Origin of the sequence: Vibrio sp. Y2-5 (genome assembly GCF_014596725.1) — a bacterium.
Taxonomy (GTDB): Bacteria; Pseudomonadota; Gammaproteobacteria; order Enterobacterales; family Vibrionaceae; genus Vibrio.
This window is the reverse complement of the sequence record NZ_JACVEG010000004.1, coordinates 123,112-137,957: the sequence shown is the minus strand read 5'-3', so window position 1 is coordinate 137,957 and position 14,846 is coordinate 123,112. Positions and strand designations below refer to the sequence as shown.

At 40.8% G+C, this 14,846-nt stretch carries 17 protein-coding genes; 8 read left to right on the top strand and 9 right to left on the bottom strand.

All coding sequences use genetic code 11. The features are described from left to right. Nucleotides 1-7 precede the first annotated feature (7 nt). The 3 genes from HUO09_RS13040 (at nt 8) to HUO09_RS13030 (ending at nt 2,371) form a co-directional block, all read left to right on the top strand. Nucleotides 8-859, top strand: coding sequence for a universal stress protein (locus HUO09_RS13040; protein WP_188234244.1), 852 nt, complete (start codon nt 8-10; stop codon nt 857-859). Nucleotides 860-1,284: 425 nt separating this feature from the next. Beyond that, entirely contained in the window at nt 1,285-1,530 is a 246-nt protein-coding gene (locus HUO09_RS13035) for a Rho-binding antiterminator (RefSeq protein ID WP_167412316.1), read from the top strand. Between the two features lie 61 nt (nt 1,531-1,591). Next, nucleotides 1,592-2,371, top strand: a complete 780-nt coding sequence (locus HUO09_RS13030) for an aminoglycoside phosphotransferase family protein (protein ID WP_188234243.1) — start codon at nt 1,592-1,594, stop codon at nt 2,369-2,371. A gap of 146 nt (nt 2,372-2,517) precedes the next feature. On the opposite strand, the gene HUO09_RS13025 is transcribed toward HUO09_RS13030, so the two are convergent. Further along, nucleotides 2,518-2,754 (bottom strand): RNA-binding protein, encoded by a 237-nt coding sequence (locus tag HUO09_RS13025; protein WP_167412314.1) that lies wholly within the window; start codon nt 2,752-2,754, stop codon nt 2,518-2,520. Between the two features lie 241 nt (nt 2,755-2,995). Between HUO09_RS13025 and HUO09_RS13020 the strand changes: the two genes are divergently transcribed. The 3 genes from HUO09_RS13020 (at nt 2,996) to HUO09_RS13010 (ending at nt 4,960) form a co-directional block, all read left to right on the top strand. Beyond that, entirely contained in the window at nt 2,996-3,682 is a 687-nt protein-coding gene (locus HUO09_RS13020) for a DUF4336 domain-containing protein (RefSeq protein WP_188234242.1), read from the top strand. Nucleotides 3,683-3,806: 124 nt separating this feature from the next. Then, nucleotides 3,807-4,232 (top strand): hypothetical protein, encoded by a 426-nt coding sequence (locus HUO09_RS13015; protein WP_188234241.1) that lies wholly within the window; start codon nt 3,807-3,809, stop codon nt 4,230-4,232. A 284-nt stretch (nt 4,233-4,516) separates the two neighbouring features. Further along, nucleotides 4,517-4,960, top strand: a complete 444-nt coding sequence (locus HUO09_RS13010) for a GNAT family N-acetyltransferase (RefSeq protein WP_188234240.1) — start codon at nt 4,517-4,519, stop codon at nt 4,958-4,960. A gap of 58 nt (nt 4,961-5,018) precedes the next feature. Here the strand turns inward: HUO09_RS13010 and HUO09_RS13005 are convergent, their stop codons facing one another. Both HUO09_RS13005 and HUO09_RS13000 read right to left on the bottom strand, forming a co-directional pair. Continuing rightward, nucleotides 5,019-5,522, bottom strand: coding sequence for a 2,4'-dihydroxyacetophenone dioxygenase family protein (locus HUO09_RS13005; protein ID WP_188234239.1), 504 nt, complete (start codon nt 5,520-5,522; stop codon nt 5,019-5,021). Nucleotides 5,523-5,550: 28 nt separating this feature from the next. Beyond that, nucleotides 5,551-6,312: an SDR family NAD(P)-dependent oxidoreductase gene (locus tag HUO09_RS13000; RefSeq protein WP_188234238.1), complete on the bottom strand. Its 762-nt coding sequence runs from the start codon at nt 6,310-6,312 to the stop codon at nt 5,551-5,553. Nucleotides 6,313-6,443: 131 nt separating this feature from the next. Between HUO09_RS13000 and HUO09_RS12995 the strand changes: the two genes are divergently transcribed. Beyond that, nucleotides 6,444-7,445 carry an AraC family transcriptional regulator gene (locus tag HUO09_RS12995; protein ID WP_188234237.1) on the top strand — a complete coding sequence of 334 codons (1,002 nt, stop codon included), beginning with the start codon at nt 6,444-6,446 and terminating at the stop codon, nt 7,443-7,445. A 139-nt stretch (nt 7,446-7,584) separates the two neighbouring features. Here HUO09_RS12995 and mqo read toward each other — a convergent pair whose 3' ends face one another. After that, a complete protein-coding gene (mqo, locus tag HUO09_RS12990; protein ID WP_188234236.1) occupies nt 7,585-9,189 on the bottom strand; it encodes a malate dehydrogenase (quinone) in 1,605 nt (534 codons plus the stop codon). Between the two features lie 679 nt (nt 9,190-9,868). On the opposite strand from mqo, the gene HUO09_RS12985 reads away from it, so the two are divergent. Further along, on the top strand, nt 9,869-11,314 hold the full coding sequence (locus HUO09_RS12985) for a diguanylate cyclase (RefSeq protein WP_373563700.1): 1,446 nt from the start codon (nt 9,869-9,871) through the stop codon (nt 11,312-11,314). 85 nt (nt 11,315-11,399) lie between these two features. Here the strand turns inward: HUO09_RS12985 and HUO09_RS12980 are convergent, their stop codons facing one another. The 5 genes from HUO09_RS12980 to HUO09_RS12960 all read right to left on the bottom strand — a co-directional run bounded on the left by HUO09_RS12980 (nt 11,400) and on the right by HUO09_RS12960 (nt 14,766). After that, nucleotides 11,400-11,879, bottom strand: a complete 480-nt coding sequence (locus HUO09_RS12980) for a peptide-methionine (S)-S-oxide reductase (RefSeq protein WP_188234234.1) — start codon at nt 11,877-11,879, stop codon at nt 11,400-11,402. Nucleotides 11,880-11,889: 10 nt separating this feature from the next. Continuing rightward, nucleotides 11,890-12,510: a molecular chaperone TorD family protein gene (locus tag HUO09_RS12975; protein WP_167412304.1), complete on the bottom strand. Its 621-nt coding sequence runs from the start codon at nt 12,508-12,510 to the stop codon at nt 11,890-11,892. A 286-nt stretch (nt 12,511-12,796) separates the two neighbouring features. Beyond that, the gene (locus tag HUO09_RS12970) at nt 12,797-13,135 is read right to left on the bottom strand and encodes a DUF3316 domain-containing protein (RefSeq protein ID WP_188234233.1); all 339 of its coding nucleotides are present in this window, start codon (nt 13,133-13,135) and stop codon (nt 12,797-12,799) included. A gap of 50 nt (nt 13,136-13,185) precedes the next feature. Beyond that, the gene (locus HUO09_RS12965; RefSeq protein ID WP_188234232.1) at nt 13,186-13,524 is read right to left on the bottom strand and encodes a DUF3316 domain-containing protein; all 339 of its coding nucleotides are present in this window, start codon (nt 13,522-13,524) and stop codon (nt 13,186-13,188) included. Nucleotides 13,525-13,842: 318 nt separating this feature from the next. Continuing rightward, nucleotides 13,843-14,766 carry a LysR family transcriptional regulator gene (locus HUO09_RS12960; RefSeq protein WP_167412301.1) on the bottom strand — a complete coding sequence of 308 codons (924 nt, stop codon included), beginning with the start codon at nt 14,764-14,766 and terminating at the stop codon, nt 13,843-13,845. Nucleotides 14,767-14,846 lie beyond the last annotated feature (80 nt).

Genomic DNA, 14,846 nt, shown 5'->3' with positions numbered 1-14,846 from the left:
GAGCAAAATGTCAGTAAAATCAATTATTATGCCATTTGCTTCAAAGGAAGATGGTGAGCAGCGCCTAGAGGGGGCATTGAATGTCGCCCGATTCTTTGATGCTCATTTGGATGTTTTACATGCACAAGTGGGCACAGAGAAGCTTATGCCCAGCGAAAAGTTGTTAGTAACAAGAAAATTTTACGATCAGATTGATAAACTCGTTCGCGATTACGTTCATGATGACATGGCACAAGCAAAAAAAAGTTTCGAACGCTTATGCTCACTACTCAAGATTGAAGATGAAGTAGCAGGTTCGAACAAGTCTAGTGCCAGATGGCACGACATATTTGGATACAGAGGTGAAATCGTTGCGGTGTGGGGGAAAGTATCAGATTTGATTATTATTCCTCAATCGCTAAACGGTCAAACCAGTGTAAGTTTTGAGGCGGCGGTCAATCATGGAGGCAAACCAATTCTGGTTATGCCCCGTAAGCAAACAGACTTTAATCCAGAAACAATAATGATTGCTTGGAATGGTGATAAACCCGGTGCAAATGCAGTGAATAGTGCGCTGCCTTTATTGAAGAAAGCCAAGCAAGTCGTGGTTGTGACAAGTGAGAAATATTTACCAAAGCAACCCACTCAAGTCGACTTAGCGCGTTATCTGGCTCGTCATGATATTGAGGTTGAGTGCATTACATTCACTCATAAAAGTAGAAATACTGGCTCTCAGTTGTTGGAAGTTGCTTCTGAACTTAATGCCGATGTTATTGTTTCAGGCGCTTTTGCTCACCAAAAAATACATCAGAAAGTATTTGGCGGTGTAACACAAAAGCTATTGATGCGCTCAAATATTCCTTTATGGATGATGAGTTAATTTGGTATCTGTCAGCTTAACGACAGGTTCAAATGTTATTTTAAAAATACGGCTGGTTAGCGATTAATTCGTCCGCCCAAGAAAACTTTCAAGGTTCCTTATCTCCGACCTTGTTAAGCTAACCAGCCTTCTTATTCTTATCTATCACTCACAGTTTTCTTCATACATCCCCCTAATAAAAAATAGATTAGCTAATATTCAAAAAACCATGAGCTAACGTGTTCATTAAACGAAGCGCAGCATAAGACGTTATGCCTCTATTTGTCGCTTTTTCGATGGTCAAATGAGGCCGATAATAGTGACGACATTTTTCTTTCTTTAACGAGCAAATGTTGAAATCTTGGAAGTGAATGAAGTAATTACGCTAACTTGGTAGTCTAGTTTTGTAAGAGTGAATTTATCGTCTCAATTAATAGGGTGCATGTATGATTAGCTGTGGTAACTACGACTACATAGAAATAGTGTGTTTGTTTAAGTATCCGATTGAAATAACGTTAAAATCAGGCGAAGTTGTTTCTGGCAAAGCGCTGGATACAGCGAAAAACAGTCTAGGCGAAGAATGTATAAAATTGTTCACTCAAGACAGTGATCTTTTAGTGGTATTAGATTCAATCTTTAAGTTGAAAGTCACTATAGAGAATCCTCATTTTCAAGAAGTGATATTTGATTGACCAGCATTTCTAATAGGGAACTCCAATAGGGAATAGTTGCTATATCGATGAAGGAGATACCGTGCAAGACGCGCAAGAACTGACAGGTGGACGAGAGTCAATATATCGAGTGGGTGATACTGTATATCGTCCACTTCAGCCTTGGAGCTCAACAATACATAACCTCCTCAGTCATCTACAAGCAGCTGGTTTAATTGAGTCACCTAAGTTTATTGGTATCGATGGTGACCAAGAGATGTTGAGATTTGTAGCTGGTGACACGTACAACTATCCATTAACGAAGGCTATTGCGAGCACGGAAGCTCTGGTATCCGCCGCTAAGTTACTGCGAAAAATTCACGATGCTTCAGTCGGATTTGTGCAGCAGGAGAATATATCGAGCTTTACTTGGATGTTGCCCCCTCTGGAACCCTACGAGGTCATATGTCATGGTGACTTCGCCCCCTATAATGTCGCGCTATCGGACAATTTAGTAACTGGCGTTTTTGATTTCGACACAGCACACCCAGCGCCCAGAGTGTGGGATCTCGCGTATTCGCTCTATTGCTGGGCGCCTTTTAAGACCAACAGTGACGACAAGCTCGGAACGCTAGAAGAGCAAATATCAAGAGCAAAGCTGTTCTGCGATAGCTATGGAACTTCCTATGATCAGAAAAAACAAATTCCCGATTTTATGATTAAACGGCTAAACGCCCTTGTTAACTTTATGCGTCGGGAAGCAAACAAAGGTAACCAACAGTTTTCAGAGAATATTGATCAAGGCCACCTTCAATCTTACCTGCGAGATATAGAATATATCGAAATCAATAAGCACAAGATTCTGTCAGGGCTGTGTAACTAGTATTAAGGAATGTTCTTCGCAAATATGCGTGAGGGTAGTTTTCTGTCATCAATCGTATTTCGATCGAACAATAAACTTTGTAGTGCTCAAACAAACAAGTTTTAGACAATAAAAAACCAGCGTTTCGGCTGGCTTGATAATTCGTTTTATTGAGCCGTTTTGACTCGAATCTTACTTTTAGCAACGTTGGTAAGATTTAGTGCTGCAATCGCAACTTTAGCTTCTGAAGCGTCTGGCATTTCGACGAAAGCAAAGCCTTTAGAGATACCCGTTTCTTGATCTAAAACGAGAGTGCATTCAGTGACCGTTCCGTGTTCTGAGAATAGTTTACGAATGTCTTGTTCAGTCGTTGTTCGAGCAAGGTTGCGTACTAATAGTTTCATAGTTGTCCGTTAATATGGAAGTGACAGCATGGATTGTCTCAATAAAGACTGTTGTCACCAAGCGATAGTTTAGCTTTATCTTAAAATAGTTTAAGGTAAAGCAACTAAATGCATAATATTCGCTCTTTTGGAGCTTCCGACACCAATACTGATGTCTGGTGTTATAGATAAAAACACAATCACCGTGTTTAGCTATCTAGCTTGATCCTCATTTGCGGTGACTTTGTGTTATTGGAGGAGTATGGAAAAGTTAGCTAATGAAATTTGGATATTTAACGGTGACCCAGTGCCATTCTTCGGTCTGCCTTATTCCACTCGTATGACGGTTGTTCGTCTGTCCAACGGTGATCTTTGGATACATAGCCCAATAAAACTGTCTGAAACAATTAAAGTTCAAATAGAAGCACTTGGCAGTGTGAAATTCTTAATTGCCCCAAATCATTTACACCATTTGTTCTTATCTGAATGGATTTCGTCTTATCCAGATGTACAAGTATATGGAACAGATGAAGTGATTAAAAAACGCAGTGACATTCATTTCCATGGCTCTTTGAATAGCCAGCAACGTTGGGCCTGGCAAGAAGATATCGATCAAGAGTTGTTTTCAGGTTCTCCCTTGATGGAAGAATGTGTGTTTTACCACAAAGTATCAGGGACTTTAATCGTAACAGACTTGGTTGAAAACTTTTCAGGGCATGACTTTAACTATTGGCAAAGAGTGGTTGCAAGAGGAGTTGGTATTCTTGCTCCTAATGGTAAAACACCGCTGGATTGGCGTTTAAGTTTCATGTTTGGCAAGCAAGATGCGCGGAAACATCTCGATAAGTTACTAAGTTGGGAGACTAAGATTTTGGTCATGGCTCATGGTGAAATCGTCAAAGAAAATACCGATAAGTTTTTAGTAAAGTCGTTTAAGTGGCTTATATAGAGGAAGTTGCGGGAGAATGCATGACGGTTCGGTTTTGTTCTCGTATTTTGTTACGGTATTTTAGTTCACTGACTTTTGACCTTGGTTTAGTATCAATGCGTCAATTATTCCTCAGAGGCTAAAAATGAAAAAATCGGTAATGACGTTGGCTGTGATTTTTGCTTTGGTTGGTTGTGATGACGCGAGTAAGGTCATCGACCAAGCTCAAGCGGCCGCAAATAAAGCCGTGGATACTTTGCAACTGCAAGTTCAGTCAATCGATCTCAATAGCCTGAATCTTGAGGTTTTCGGAGATGCTGCGCAAAGAGCAAAAGAGTTTACTCAATCGATCGATACGCTTATGAAAACTGAGCTGGGAGACCAAGAGGCAATCCGCATTGTCACAGAGCAGATTTCCAACTCATATTACTGCTTAGTTGAAGTTTCCTCCGAGGAGACGGCGGAGAATCTACTCGATAAGATTGTCTCTTCGGTAAAGAACGATCAAATGTTAGCTATCATTGAAAAGGGTGTCGGTAAGGCTAGCTCTGTTAAAGAGTGCATTATCTAATTACTTCCTGCTCACATACACTCAAAAGCCAAACCCAACGTAACGTTCCCCAGTGAATAAGGTGTTGGGTTTCTTTATTTGCCAATTACCACCAACTCAGCAAATTTAGTTATTTTGAAATAAATGGATTTGTGATGCATTGACACTCAAATTAGTGGCAATCTTGCTTGATAAAGTAGATCTCGTCAGCTTTCACTTGCGGCTGAAATTGATTGTGATGATGATCCAATACTGTCATTTTATTTTCTATTCCGAACCAGAATCCGAATGTTGCAAGGGACGTTATGAAATTTGATATCACGATAGCGAGCTCTAGATATGCCAGCCAGATTGCAATTTTGACGCAAGAGTTGGGCTATAAGGCCAATGCAAAAGATACAGAAACCTGGTTAACTCAATTGGGTGATTCGCCTTTGCATTGTGTTTATATAGCAGTATCAGATAACCATGTGTGCGGTTGGCTGGTGGTTGAGAAACGAATGTTTCTTGAGTCTGGCACTAAAGCAGAAATCACGGGTTTGGTCGTCGGTAAACAATATCGATGTCTTGGTATTGCACATGCCTTAGTGAAGGCGGCACAAAACTGGGCTATGGAACAAGGATTACAAACAATGGTTGTGAGATCTAATGTTGAAAGAGTGGAATCTCATCTGTTCTATCCCAAAGTTGGTTTTGATAGAAGTAAGACAACCCATGTGTACACTAAGTCTCTAAAAGATAGCGAGTAACAAAAAAAAGCACCAAACGTTGAAATTGGTGCTTTGTATTTGAAACATCGCTAGCGAATTATTGATCGCTAAGTTGAGCAATTGCTCCTGGTTTAATGTAACGGGTATTAATGCCTTGGGCTTTTGCTGCGGCAATAATTACTTGTTCAATCCAACTCGCATCCATTATGTTTACAAAATTTCCGTCTTGGTCGAAGTTGATGTTTGCACCTGAGATCACCATAAATCCGTCAGCACCACCAGAGTCTTTAGGGCAGTGGAAAGTATGGATAGAACCGCCTGGTTCGTACAGGTAGCTACCTGCGGTTTGAACTTGATCTGGATATTCAACGTAGTGCCAAGCCCCACTTAATGTATAAAAATGTACAACGCCGGTGTGATAATGTGTTGGCAGCGTGATACCCGGTGCGAACTTAGCACGCACAACCCATGTGCCGTTCTCAGGATCTAAAAACAGTGGATATACATCAACACCGGGTAATGCATCTTTGACGATGTTTTCTTCGTTTGAGTTTAGTGTGAGTAGAAAATCTTGATGTAGAATCACTTCTGGTAATGACATTGTTCTCTTCCTTGTTTTTATTAATTTCTTATCCCAAAAGAGGGTATTTGAAGTTTTCGAAACCATCAGATGCACTAACAGTACAACCGTTTATACAATTTGCTTGGTCGCTGACTAAGAAAGTCACCACATTAGCGATCTCTTCAGGTTGAGTGAATGTTTGACGCATCTGTTCTTTGCTAATGTGTTCCCAAAGTCCCAGAGCTTCATACTGACGGAGCATCGGTGTGTCCACGCGCCCCGGAGCGATTGCGACCACACGAATACCAAGTGGAGCAAGTTCAAGCGCCGCACATTTGGTCATCATATCAACGGCCGCTTTACTGACGTTGTAAGTGAACGTCATTTCAGAAGCCATTTGTGCATAGACCGATGATGTGTTGAGAATGACACCTTTAGATCCTTGCGATTTAAATTGACGTGCAGCAGCCAAAATTCCGTAGTACACGCCATTTTGGTTAACTTTTGTCGTTGGCTCGAAATCACGGATAGGATCGTGTTCTAGTAGTGGTTTAGCCATACCAATACCAGCGTTATTAATCATGATGTCCAATGAGCCAAATAGTGTCGAAGCGGCTTTCACTGCGGCTTCTACTTGGTTGAAGTCTGTGACATCAGCAGCGAAAGTTTGCAGTTGTTGTTCGTCAAATCCTTGATAGATATCAAGGGATTTCTCCGTCAAATCGACTGCAAGCACTTTAACGCCTTTTTCAAGTAACTGATTAATAATAGATTTACCAATACCACCAGCTGCACCCGTAACGATGGCGACTTTGTTGAAAAGATCCATTGCACTTACTCCTGTTAATGAAATGTTAACGTTTTCGTAATCTACATCATGAAATTTCTGTTCACTTGATTTTTCACGAAGGTTTTTTGATATATTGCATTCACATTTGGTTAACATTACTGAGTTGGAATATGTATATCGTTAGAAGTGGTGCAGCAGACAAGTTTGACAGATTGGTTCATGATCTAAACCAAAACCCAATAGATATATTGAACCGAGTAGGTCTGTCTGCGACTCAGTTTCGTGACCCCGATACGTACATTGCCTACTCACGGTTAGCGGATCTCATGGAAATAGCTGCGTTACAATGTAATCAACCTCTTTTTGGCGTGATGCTTGGACAAAGGCAAAGTTTACAAAGTCTGGGCGATATTCCTATGTTGCTGTTGAGAGCGAAAACGGTAGGAGAGTTATTTTCACAGGTAAATGACTACCTCTACTTACACTCATCTGGCGTATCTCTAGAGCTCAAAGAAATCAATGGTTGGGTTCAGGTCTCATTGAACATTGATGTAGAGAATGAGATAGGTAAAGAACAGGTCATACAACTGAGTGTGGCTCAGCTTGCCAATTTTGTTGCTAGTATACTCAATAGTGATGTGAGTCGGTTCACTCTCCACTTAACTCAATCGCGAGTTCCCGATAGGGCAATAAATCCAAATGCGGAATTACCGCAAATACTCTTTGACGAGCCATTTAATGGAATATTGCTGAGACCAAGCCAGTTGACCTCAAAAGTTCATCAAGATCCCCAATTGTTGGAGCGTCATTTCGAAAAACATCTTCAGTACTTAAACAAACGTTATCCTAATAACTTGTATGATCAGGCTTCAGAACTTATTTCTCGTTTACTCGCAACAGGTGAGTGCAGTGTTGAAGCCGTAGCTAAAGCACTAGATTTACAGCCGAGAGTTTTGCAATCCCGCTTGAAAAACTATGGCTCAAGTTATCGGAAAATTTTGCAGAAAGTGAGGCAACGAGTAGCAGAAAAATCACTGGCTGATCATGCTCAAAGTATTACCGATATTGCGCTTCAACTAGGATATGCTGAAGCATCTGTGTTCAGTCGTCATTTTAGAGATTGGACAGGATTGTCGCCAACTCAGTGGCGTAATCAATGTAGTAAACACTAAACTTAAACTCTACTCAGCACAGTTTGAAGTTACTTTTAAGTTACAATGTAACAAGAAGGTTCGGTAGGCGGGGAAATGATAATGTCAGTAAAGCTAACACATAAGAATAGTTAGTTAACTTTACTGACGGTTAATACACTTAAGCTGTGGTTGCGAAAGTGGGTTGAACTGTTTCTTCAATCTCTTCTTTGATTGAACGCACTTCAACAAGGTCTTGAGTAAGTTTGAGCACTTTGCTGGTGTTGAGCAGAATCTCTTGGTTTAGCTCAGGATGCTCATTCAAAGTGATACCGTAAGAAGGAATCATCTGTTTGATCTTTTGCTGCCATTTTTCCGTTGCCATTTGTTCGGCAAAACAACGTTGCAATAACTCCAGCATTACAGCGGCTGACACAGATGCTCCGGGAGAAGCACCAAGAAGTGCGGTCAAGCTGCCATCCGCTGCGTGAACAAGTTCAGAACCAAGATGCAGTTCGCCACCTTTGCCCGCGACTTTTTTGATGATTTGTACACGTTGGCCAGCTTGCCATAAAGACCAATCTTTTGATTTAGCAGTAGGGAAGAACTCTCTCAGTGCTTTCATTCGATCTTCATTGCTTTGAAGCAATTCACCAACCAGATACTTGATCAAATCGAAGCTTTTTAGACCAACCTGAGTCATTGGAAGCAAATTTGAGGGCGTTACAGAACCGAACAGATCAAGCAGTGAACCTTCTTTTAGAAATTTACTAGAGAAGCTAGCAAAGGGACCAAATAGTACGACCTCTTTTCCATCAATAAAACGAGTATCCATGTGCGGAACCGACATTGGTGGCGCGCCTACAGCCGCTTTTCCGTACACTTTTGCACGATGTTGTTTTACGATTTCTGGGTTCTCAGTGACAAGGAACTGTCCGCCCACAGGGAAACCACCATACTGGCGAGATTCAGGGATACCAGATTTTTGTAAAAGAGTGAGTGAAGCACCGCCCGCTCCAATGAAGACATATTTGGTGTGTACAGTGCGAATGCTGTTGGAGTCTAAATTCTTAACACTGATTTTCCATGTACCGTCAGACTGTCGGTTCAGGCTTTTTACTTCATGTTTCGTGCTTAAGGTGAAGTTTTCATTTTGGCTTAAAATATCAACCATGTGATGAGTCAGCGCACCAAAATTAACATCTGTCCCAAAGCGTGAACGTGTTGCTGCAATAGGCTGATTGTCGTCTCGGTCTTGCATAAGCAGAGGAGCCCAAGACTTAATTTGCTCTTTATCTTCAGAGTAGGCCATACCATCGAACAGTGGTGAACTACGAAGAGTTTGGTAACGTTTACGAAGGAAATCGACGTTATTCTCACCCGTGACAAAACTCATGTGGGGAACACTGTTGATAAAGGTACTTGGATCGCTGATGAAACCTTGTTCAACTAAATAAGCCCAGAACTGACGGGAAAGTTGAAATTGTTCGTAGATTTCTATCGCTTTACCCATGGTTACTTCGCCATCGGCAGACTGTGGTGTGTAGTTTGATTCAGCTAAAGATGAATGGCCAGTTCCAGCATTATTCCATCCATTGGAGCTTTCTTCTGCGACTTTATCGAGTCGCTCAAACATATTAATAGTCCAATTAGGTTCTAATTGTTGGATTAAAGTACCGAGCGTTGCGCTCATGATACCACCACCGATTAAAACCACATCGACCATTTTCTCTGCAGCATTAGAACTAAGCTGGCTGAATCCTTTGTGACCAGTTACGTTACTCATTTTGGGGCTAAATCTCTCTAAATCGCAAACATTACAAGTGTTTAACTCACTTTAGTTTTCTACAGCTACCGACACTTTTCGCTCAAAGTTTTAGTTGTATTTTAGGATTGAGCACTGTCTGTAGAAAAACTCCCGTTTTTGGATGTTTCCGTAGTAAGTAAACAACCAAAACAGGATTGAATGTTACACAATTTTAATAATATTTTTAACAACAATTTAATCTAATCTATAAATATTTACGCCGAAACACTGTAATACACTGGCCTTTAGGAGGGCTAATTTGTATAAAGGTTGTTCTTTGTGCGTCACTTATGTCCTGTTTGCGCGACAAAAATAATCTAACAATGATGTAATATTCCAACGAAATGAGATGTTATAAATGTGATGAAGTTTGAACTCTTGTGAAGTCGGTTGAATTGATTCAAGCACTAGCTGCGCCGTTAGTAAATGAAAGATTGAACCAATCAATCTGCTAATATGTTTTCGATATTTTCACGTATTAGAATGGATCGCCTTTTTCCTACATTCCACTAAACGCAATCCCGACATATTGCTAATGATTGACCTGTTAATATACTCAGTAATTCAATGAAGATGTCCTTGGTAGGCCATGGTATTTAGCACTTTAATTCATTCAAACAAAGACCAATGTCCACATTGCAAGTGTGATAGCTTGCAAGTGAAAAAATTTGCTGATCATAAGCATGCGTTGGAGTGCAGTCATTGTGGGGCTCGAGGTCCTAAGTCAAACATCGGTGAACAACCAGCGCTCATGGTGTCGATGTCTGGATATAATCTGTTTAGAACGGTGATCGATGAGTCGCCGGATGTCATTTGTATAAAAAACTGGGAAGGGCAATTTTTACTCTGCAATAAGGCTTTAGCAAGTTTGTATGGGTCAACACCAGAGCAAATGGTAGGAAAAACGGACGCTGACTTTAATGAAAACGTTGAGCAAATTTTGTCTTATATAAAAAGTGCTCGTGAAGTTCTGGAATCAGGTCAAACAACGACTACCATCGAAATGTCTACCAACGCCGAAACGGGTGAAATTCGGTATTACCAATCTGTTAAAAAACCAATACTCGCTCCGAATGGAAGCAAACTATTATTGATCGTTGCACATGACATTACTGAGCTAAAAAATGCGTATCAAGCGGTTGAAGAAAGTGAAAAACGTTATAACTTTGCTATGGAAGCGTCTAACGTGGGTATTTGGGATTGGAACATTGTAAATAACAAAGTTCATCACAATAGCAAATGGTGTGACATGTTGGGACTAAAAGGCAATATGCGTGTTCACGACATGTCAATACTAAAAAGATTTATTCACCCTACTGATGCAAAACAAATGATGATGGCTCTTGGCAAGGCTTTGGAAGAGGGCGTCCAGTACGATAGTGAACACCGAATGGTACGTGCCGATGGTGAAGTCCTATGGGTGCATGATCGAGGCCGAGTGGTGGAGTTTGATCAATACGGCAATCCTATACGTATGGTGGGGAGTTTTAGTGATATTACTCTTAGTAAACGCTTCGAACGACAATTAGAAAAGACTTCAAAAGAACTGGAAAGAAACAACGAAACACTAGAGCAGATTGTCCAAGAACGTACGGAAGCTCTTGAACTGGCGGTAAAAGAGCTAGAAAACATAGCAACGAGAGATCAGCTTACAGGTGTAGGTAATCGCTTAATGCTTGAACAATGGCTGACCATGCAGACTCGAAATCAGGAATTTGTCTCTATTCTTATCGATCTTGACCGATTTAAGTCGATTAACGATAGATTTGGTCATCATATCGGTGATGAAGTTTTAGAGGCTGCTAGTCAATGCCTATCTGATATTCGTGAAAGTGACCTACTTATTCGCTGGGGTGGTGAGGAGTTTCTAGTCTTGTTAACCAACGTCACCATCGAACAAGCTTGCATGGTTGCTGAAAATCTAAGAGTTAGTCTACAAAATGCTGATATGTTGCCAATCAACGAACAAGTGACGGCGAGTTTTGGTATCTGCGCTAAGCCATTCAAAAAAAACGAGTTCGAAATCGCTATCAAACAATCCGATGAAGCTCTGTATCATGCGAAGAATACGGGGAGAAATAAAGTAAAAGTTTGCGGTTGTTAGGAAGCGAACGACTAACCAATTAGCCACGGTTGGCAGTTGAAAGACACGTTAACCAAATAGGCAAAAAGTTGATCTTTAGTGGCATTTATGTGCGGTATTTATGCAGCAGATCCCAAGGGATATGACACAAGTAGTGGTCTTCTTGAATTCGGGTCAATCGATGTTGATGCTCTTCGTCGCTAGGAACAAAGTTGGTCAATGGCAACACTTCCACCACTATCTTTTCTGCGTCATTTCGTGAGGCAATATACTGATTTGCTGCATCTAAATGCGAAGGATCATCACTGTATACACCAGTGCGGTATTTTAAACCTACGTCATGCCCTTGCTGATTAATACTGTATGGGTCGATAATTTCAAAAAGATGTTCAACTAGCTGTTCGACAGAAAGGATGGTTTCGTCAAATTGAACTCGAACACATTCTGCGTAACCATCATATTCGGTCTTGGTTGAGTGAGTGGCACCATTGGCTCGGCCTGCTACAGTATCAATAACTCCGGGGATATATTTGATGAATTCCTGAACACCCCAAAGGCAGCCACCTGCTAAGTAGATTTGTTGCATAGAAAAATGACTAATCCTTAACCGGATGAAAGTAGTTATTCTTAATTTGCACTTGAGCCGAATAACTTGTGCAAAGCAGTTCTAGAAGACGTTTTACTTGATCGGCAAGCTCTGAGTAGACGCTGTCTGCCGAACACTTTTTCAGGTTAGCAAAGTAGTAGCCAGACCATGTAACAAGATAATCTCCCAACATCTCTTTGACGTGTTGTTCTTGCTCGTCTTCGATCAGCATACCCAGAATGATCAGCATCAGGCCGATATGGTCTTCAGGGTCGGTTGAATCTTCACGCAGCCCTAAACCGCAGTGTTCAATGAAGTCACAATATTTTTTATGTGCTTGACCAAATAGGACCGATTCTCTATCCAGATACATAGAAGACCAAGGAGGAGCGGGCATATCATCATTCATGGTGAACAAGCGGTCATGTTCCTCTTGCAACGCTTGTTGATTGGTAAACTTAAAGCTGTTCAAAACCTGATTCACTTCTTGAATCGGTGTTTCTACTTCGTCTTCCTCGAAGTAAGTTCCAAATGGGAATTGGTTAAAATCTCTGGGTGGGTAGTAAAAGAGTGCTCCAAAAAGCTTACATACAATAGCTAATTCTGGTCGAGAGAGATTTTGTAGTTCCACGGCGTTACCTTTTAAATTCCTTTTTTTACTGTTAATGGATAAGCGTTTATTTAACAGCGATTAACCTCGATGAATATATCACTATATGATGTTTTATTGCGACACGTTTCATTTTGATGTGAGATTAATTGGTACTAAGGTTTATTTTTTAATCAGTTATTTGGGGCTGCAAACGAGTGAGCAATGAAAAGATACAAAAGGAATAAAGTTTAGGGAGTAGAAAGGAAGAGGTTGTAGAGAAGAGAGTAAGCCGTGGGATATCCATATCCCCGAGGCTTAGTGACACTTAGTTTGTTTCTTTTGCGTTGAATTGATAATCCACATCAACGATAGCACGGTATTGAATGTCACCGTTGCTGTTTGCAATTTCTTCAACCGTTACTTCAGATTGACCTACATTGATGTTCTTAACCAATGTGTATGATGACACTGGAAGGTTGAAACGAAGTTGAGCTTGGTCCATCGCTTTAACTGAATCTGAAAGGTCGAAACCTGCATTGTAAGCTTCAGCTTTAGAGCTGTATGTCTCAGTTTTAAAAGTTGCGTTGTCACTTACACTTGTTGTTGATGCGAAAGCAGAAGAAGCGATAAGTAGACCTGTTGCAAGAATGATAGTGTTTTTCATGATATTTACCTTTTGAAATATGGACTTTAAAAGTGGTTTTTAAGTGTTGATTAACGTGTTTCTTTAGCGTTGAAGTGGTAACCCACATTCACAACAGCACGGTATTGAACTTCACCACGTGCCAGCGCGAACTCTTCAACTTTTACTTCAGTGTTATCGATGTTGATGTTGTTTACATTTTGGTAAGCATCTACTGGTAGTTGGATACGTAGTTCGTTTTGGCTCATGTCTGATAGGTTTTGAGCAACATTGAAACCTGCATCTAATGCTTCTGCTTTAGTAGCAAAACTTGAAGTCATTACAGTTGTGTCGTTGTGTAGAGTCACGTTAGAAGCAAATGCAGAAGTTGATAAAAGTAGGCCTGCTGCTACGGTCATTAGTTTGTTCATAATATTCACCTTTGAAGAATAGACTTTATTGTTTCTTACGGAATGTCAGATTTGTCTGTCATTCGATGGGGGCATTATGAGCAATTTTTTAGGTGTGATGAAGATCACTTTCGGCATTTTACTATGGACAAAACGGCACCAATAAAGGGGTTGAAATTTCGATAGAAGATCTACTCGTCAAAAAGCGGTATTTGTTAAAACATACACTAGAATTGAGTCGGAAACATGATGGTAATGATTTTATGCGAAAGGGTGCGAATAGGTGGTTACCTATTGAATTTACACAAATATATTGTTGTGAGATTTAATGGAGCCGAGCTAATCGTTGAGATAGGATTCCCAAACAGGCGGGGTGCCAATGGTGTCTTGAACGGTTTCGATGAAAAGTTTGACTAAAGGTGGCGGATTACGATGAGAATACAGTGCGTAGAGCCCACCGGTAAAAGATACTTGGAAATCTGGTAACAGCTTGATTAGGCCTAAATCATCAATATTTTTGGTCAACATCATCTGGCCGACAATGATATAGCCCAATCCTTCTTGCGCTGCATCCATTAACAGTTCTACTTCATTAACTCGGTAACGCCCTTGGGCATTAAGAGTGAAAGATTCTTCTTCCGCTTCGGAGAAAAGTTTTACCTTGTCCAAAGTAAAAGAACGGTTTGAATAGATGACCGAAGGTAGTGCCGAGAGTTGTTCTGGATTTTCTGGGTAACCATGTTCTTCGATAAAGTCTTTCGAAGCCAGTATCGCCATTTTGTGGTCAGCAAGTTTCTTCGCAACAAGGTTGGAATCGTCAGGAATGCCAATTCTAAATGCAATATCGAAACGGTCGCTAATCAGGTCAACTTTTCTATCATCAAGAATCACTTCAATACTGACTTGTGAGTACTTTTTGAGGAAATTGACGACGGCTTTCTTGAGATAAGTTCGGCCAAACAATTGGGTGCTTGAAAGCCTTAAGATACCTCTAGGCTCTTCGTTAAAAGTGTTGGCGAGATGGTGGGTCTCTTCGAGGGTATCCCTTATTTTTTGCGCTTGTTTAACGATTTCTAGGCCGGCGGTGGTAAATGACAGGGAGCGTGTGGAGCGATTTAGAAGACGCAAACCTAATGAATCTTCGAGCTTTTTTATCTGCTTTGAAAGAACTGAGCGGTCTATCCCTCGGATGTCTGCTGCTTTGGCAAATGAGCCTTGTTGATGCACTTCTAAAAGCATGACGAGTCGGGTAGCTAGATCCATTGCTCAAATATCCTGATAGTAATGAGTGTTCTAATGTGATTTGTATATTATAGATAGATTAACGGCCCGATAAGGGCCGC

Coding starts and splice junctions, on each gene's coding strand:
- HUO09_RS13015 (WP_188234241.1), top strand. CDS start 3,807: ATGAAAAAATCGGTAATGACGTTGGCTGTGATTTTTGCTTTGGTTGGT.
- HUO09_RS12980 (WP_188234234.1), bottom strand. CDS start 11,879: ATGCAACAAATCTACTTAGCAGGTGGCTGCCTTTGGGGTGTTCAGGAA.
- HUO09_RS13005 (WP_188234239.1), bottom strand. CDS start 5,522: ATGTCATTACCAGAAGTGATTCTACATCAAGATTTTCTACTCACACTA.
- HUO09_RS12965 (WP_188234232.1), bottom strand. CDS start 13,524: ATGAACAAACTAATGACCGTAGCAGCAGGCCTACTTTTATCAACTTCT.
- HUO09_RS13025 (WP_167412314.1), bottom strand. CDS start 2,754: ATGAAACTATTAGTACGCAACCTTGCTCGAACAACGACTGAACAAGAC.
- HUO09_RS12960 (WP_167412301.1), bottom strand. CDS start 14,766: ATGGATCTAGCTACCCGACTCGTCATGCTTTTAGAAGTGCATCAACAA.
- HUO09_RS13040 (WP_188234244.1), top strand. CDS start 8: ATGTCAGTAAAATCAATTATTATGCCATTTGCTTCAAAGGAAGATGGT.
- HUO09_RS13000 (WP_188234238.1), bottom strand. CDS start 6,312: ATGGATCTTTTCAACAAAGTCGCCATCGTTACGGGTGCAGCTGGTGGT.
- mqo (WP_188234236.1), bottom strand. CDS start 9,189: ATGAGTAACGTAACTGGTCACAAAGGATTCAGCCAGCTTAGTTCTAAT.
- HUO09_RS12995 (WP_188234237.1), top strand. CDS start 6,444: ATGTATATCGTTAGAAGTGGTGCAGCAGACAAGTTTGACAGATTGGTT.
- HUO09_RS13010 (WP_188234240.1), top strand. CDS start 4,517: ATGAAATTTGATATCACGATAGCGAGCTCTAGATATGCCAGCCAGATT.
- HUO09_RS13020 (WP_188234242.1), top strand. CDS start 2,996: ATGGAAAAGTTAGCTAATGAAATTTGGATATTTAACGGTGACCCAGTG.
- HUO09_RS13035 (WP_167412316.1), top strand. CDS start 1,285: ATGATTAGCTGTGGTAACTACGACTACATAGAAATAGTGTGTTTGTTT.
- HUO09_RS12970 (WP_188234233.1), bottom strand. CDS start 13,135: ATGAAAAACACTATCATTCTTGCAACAGGTCTACTTATCGCTTCTTCT.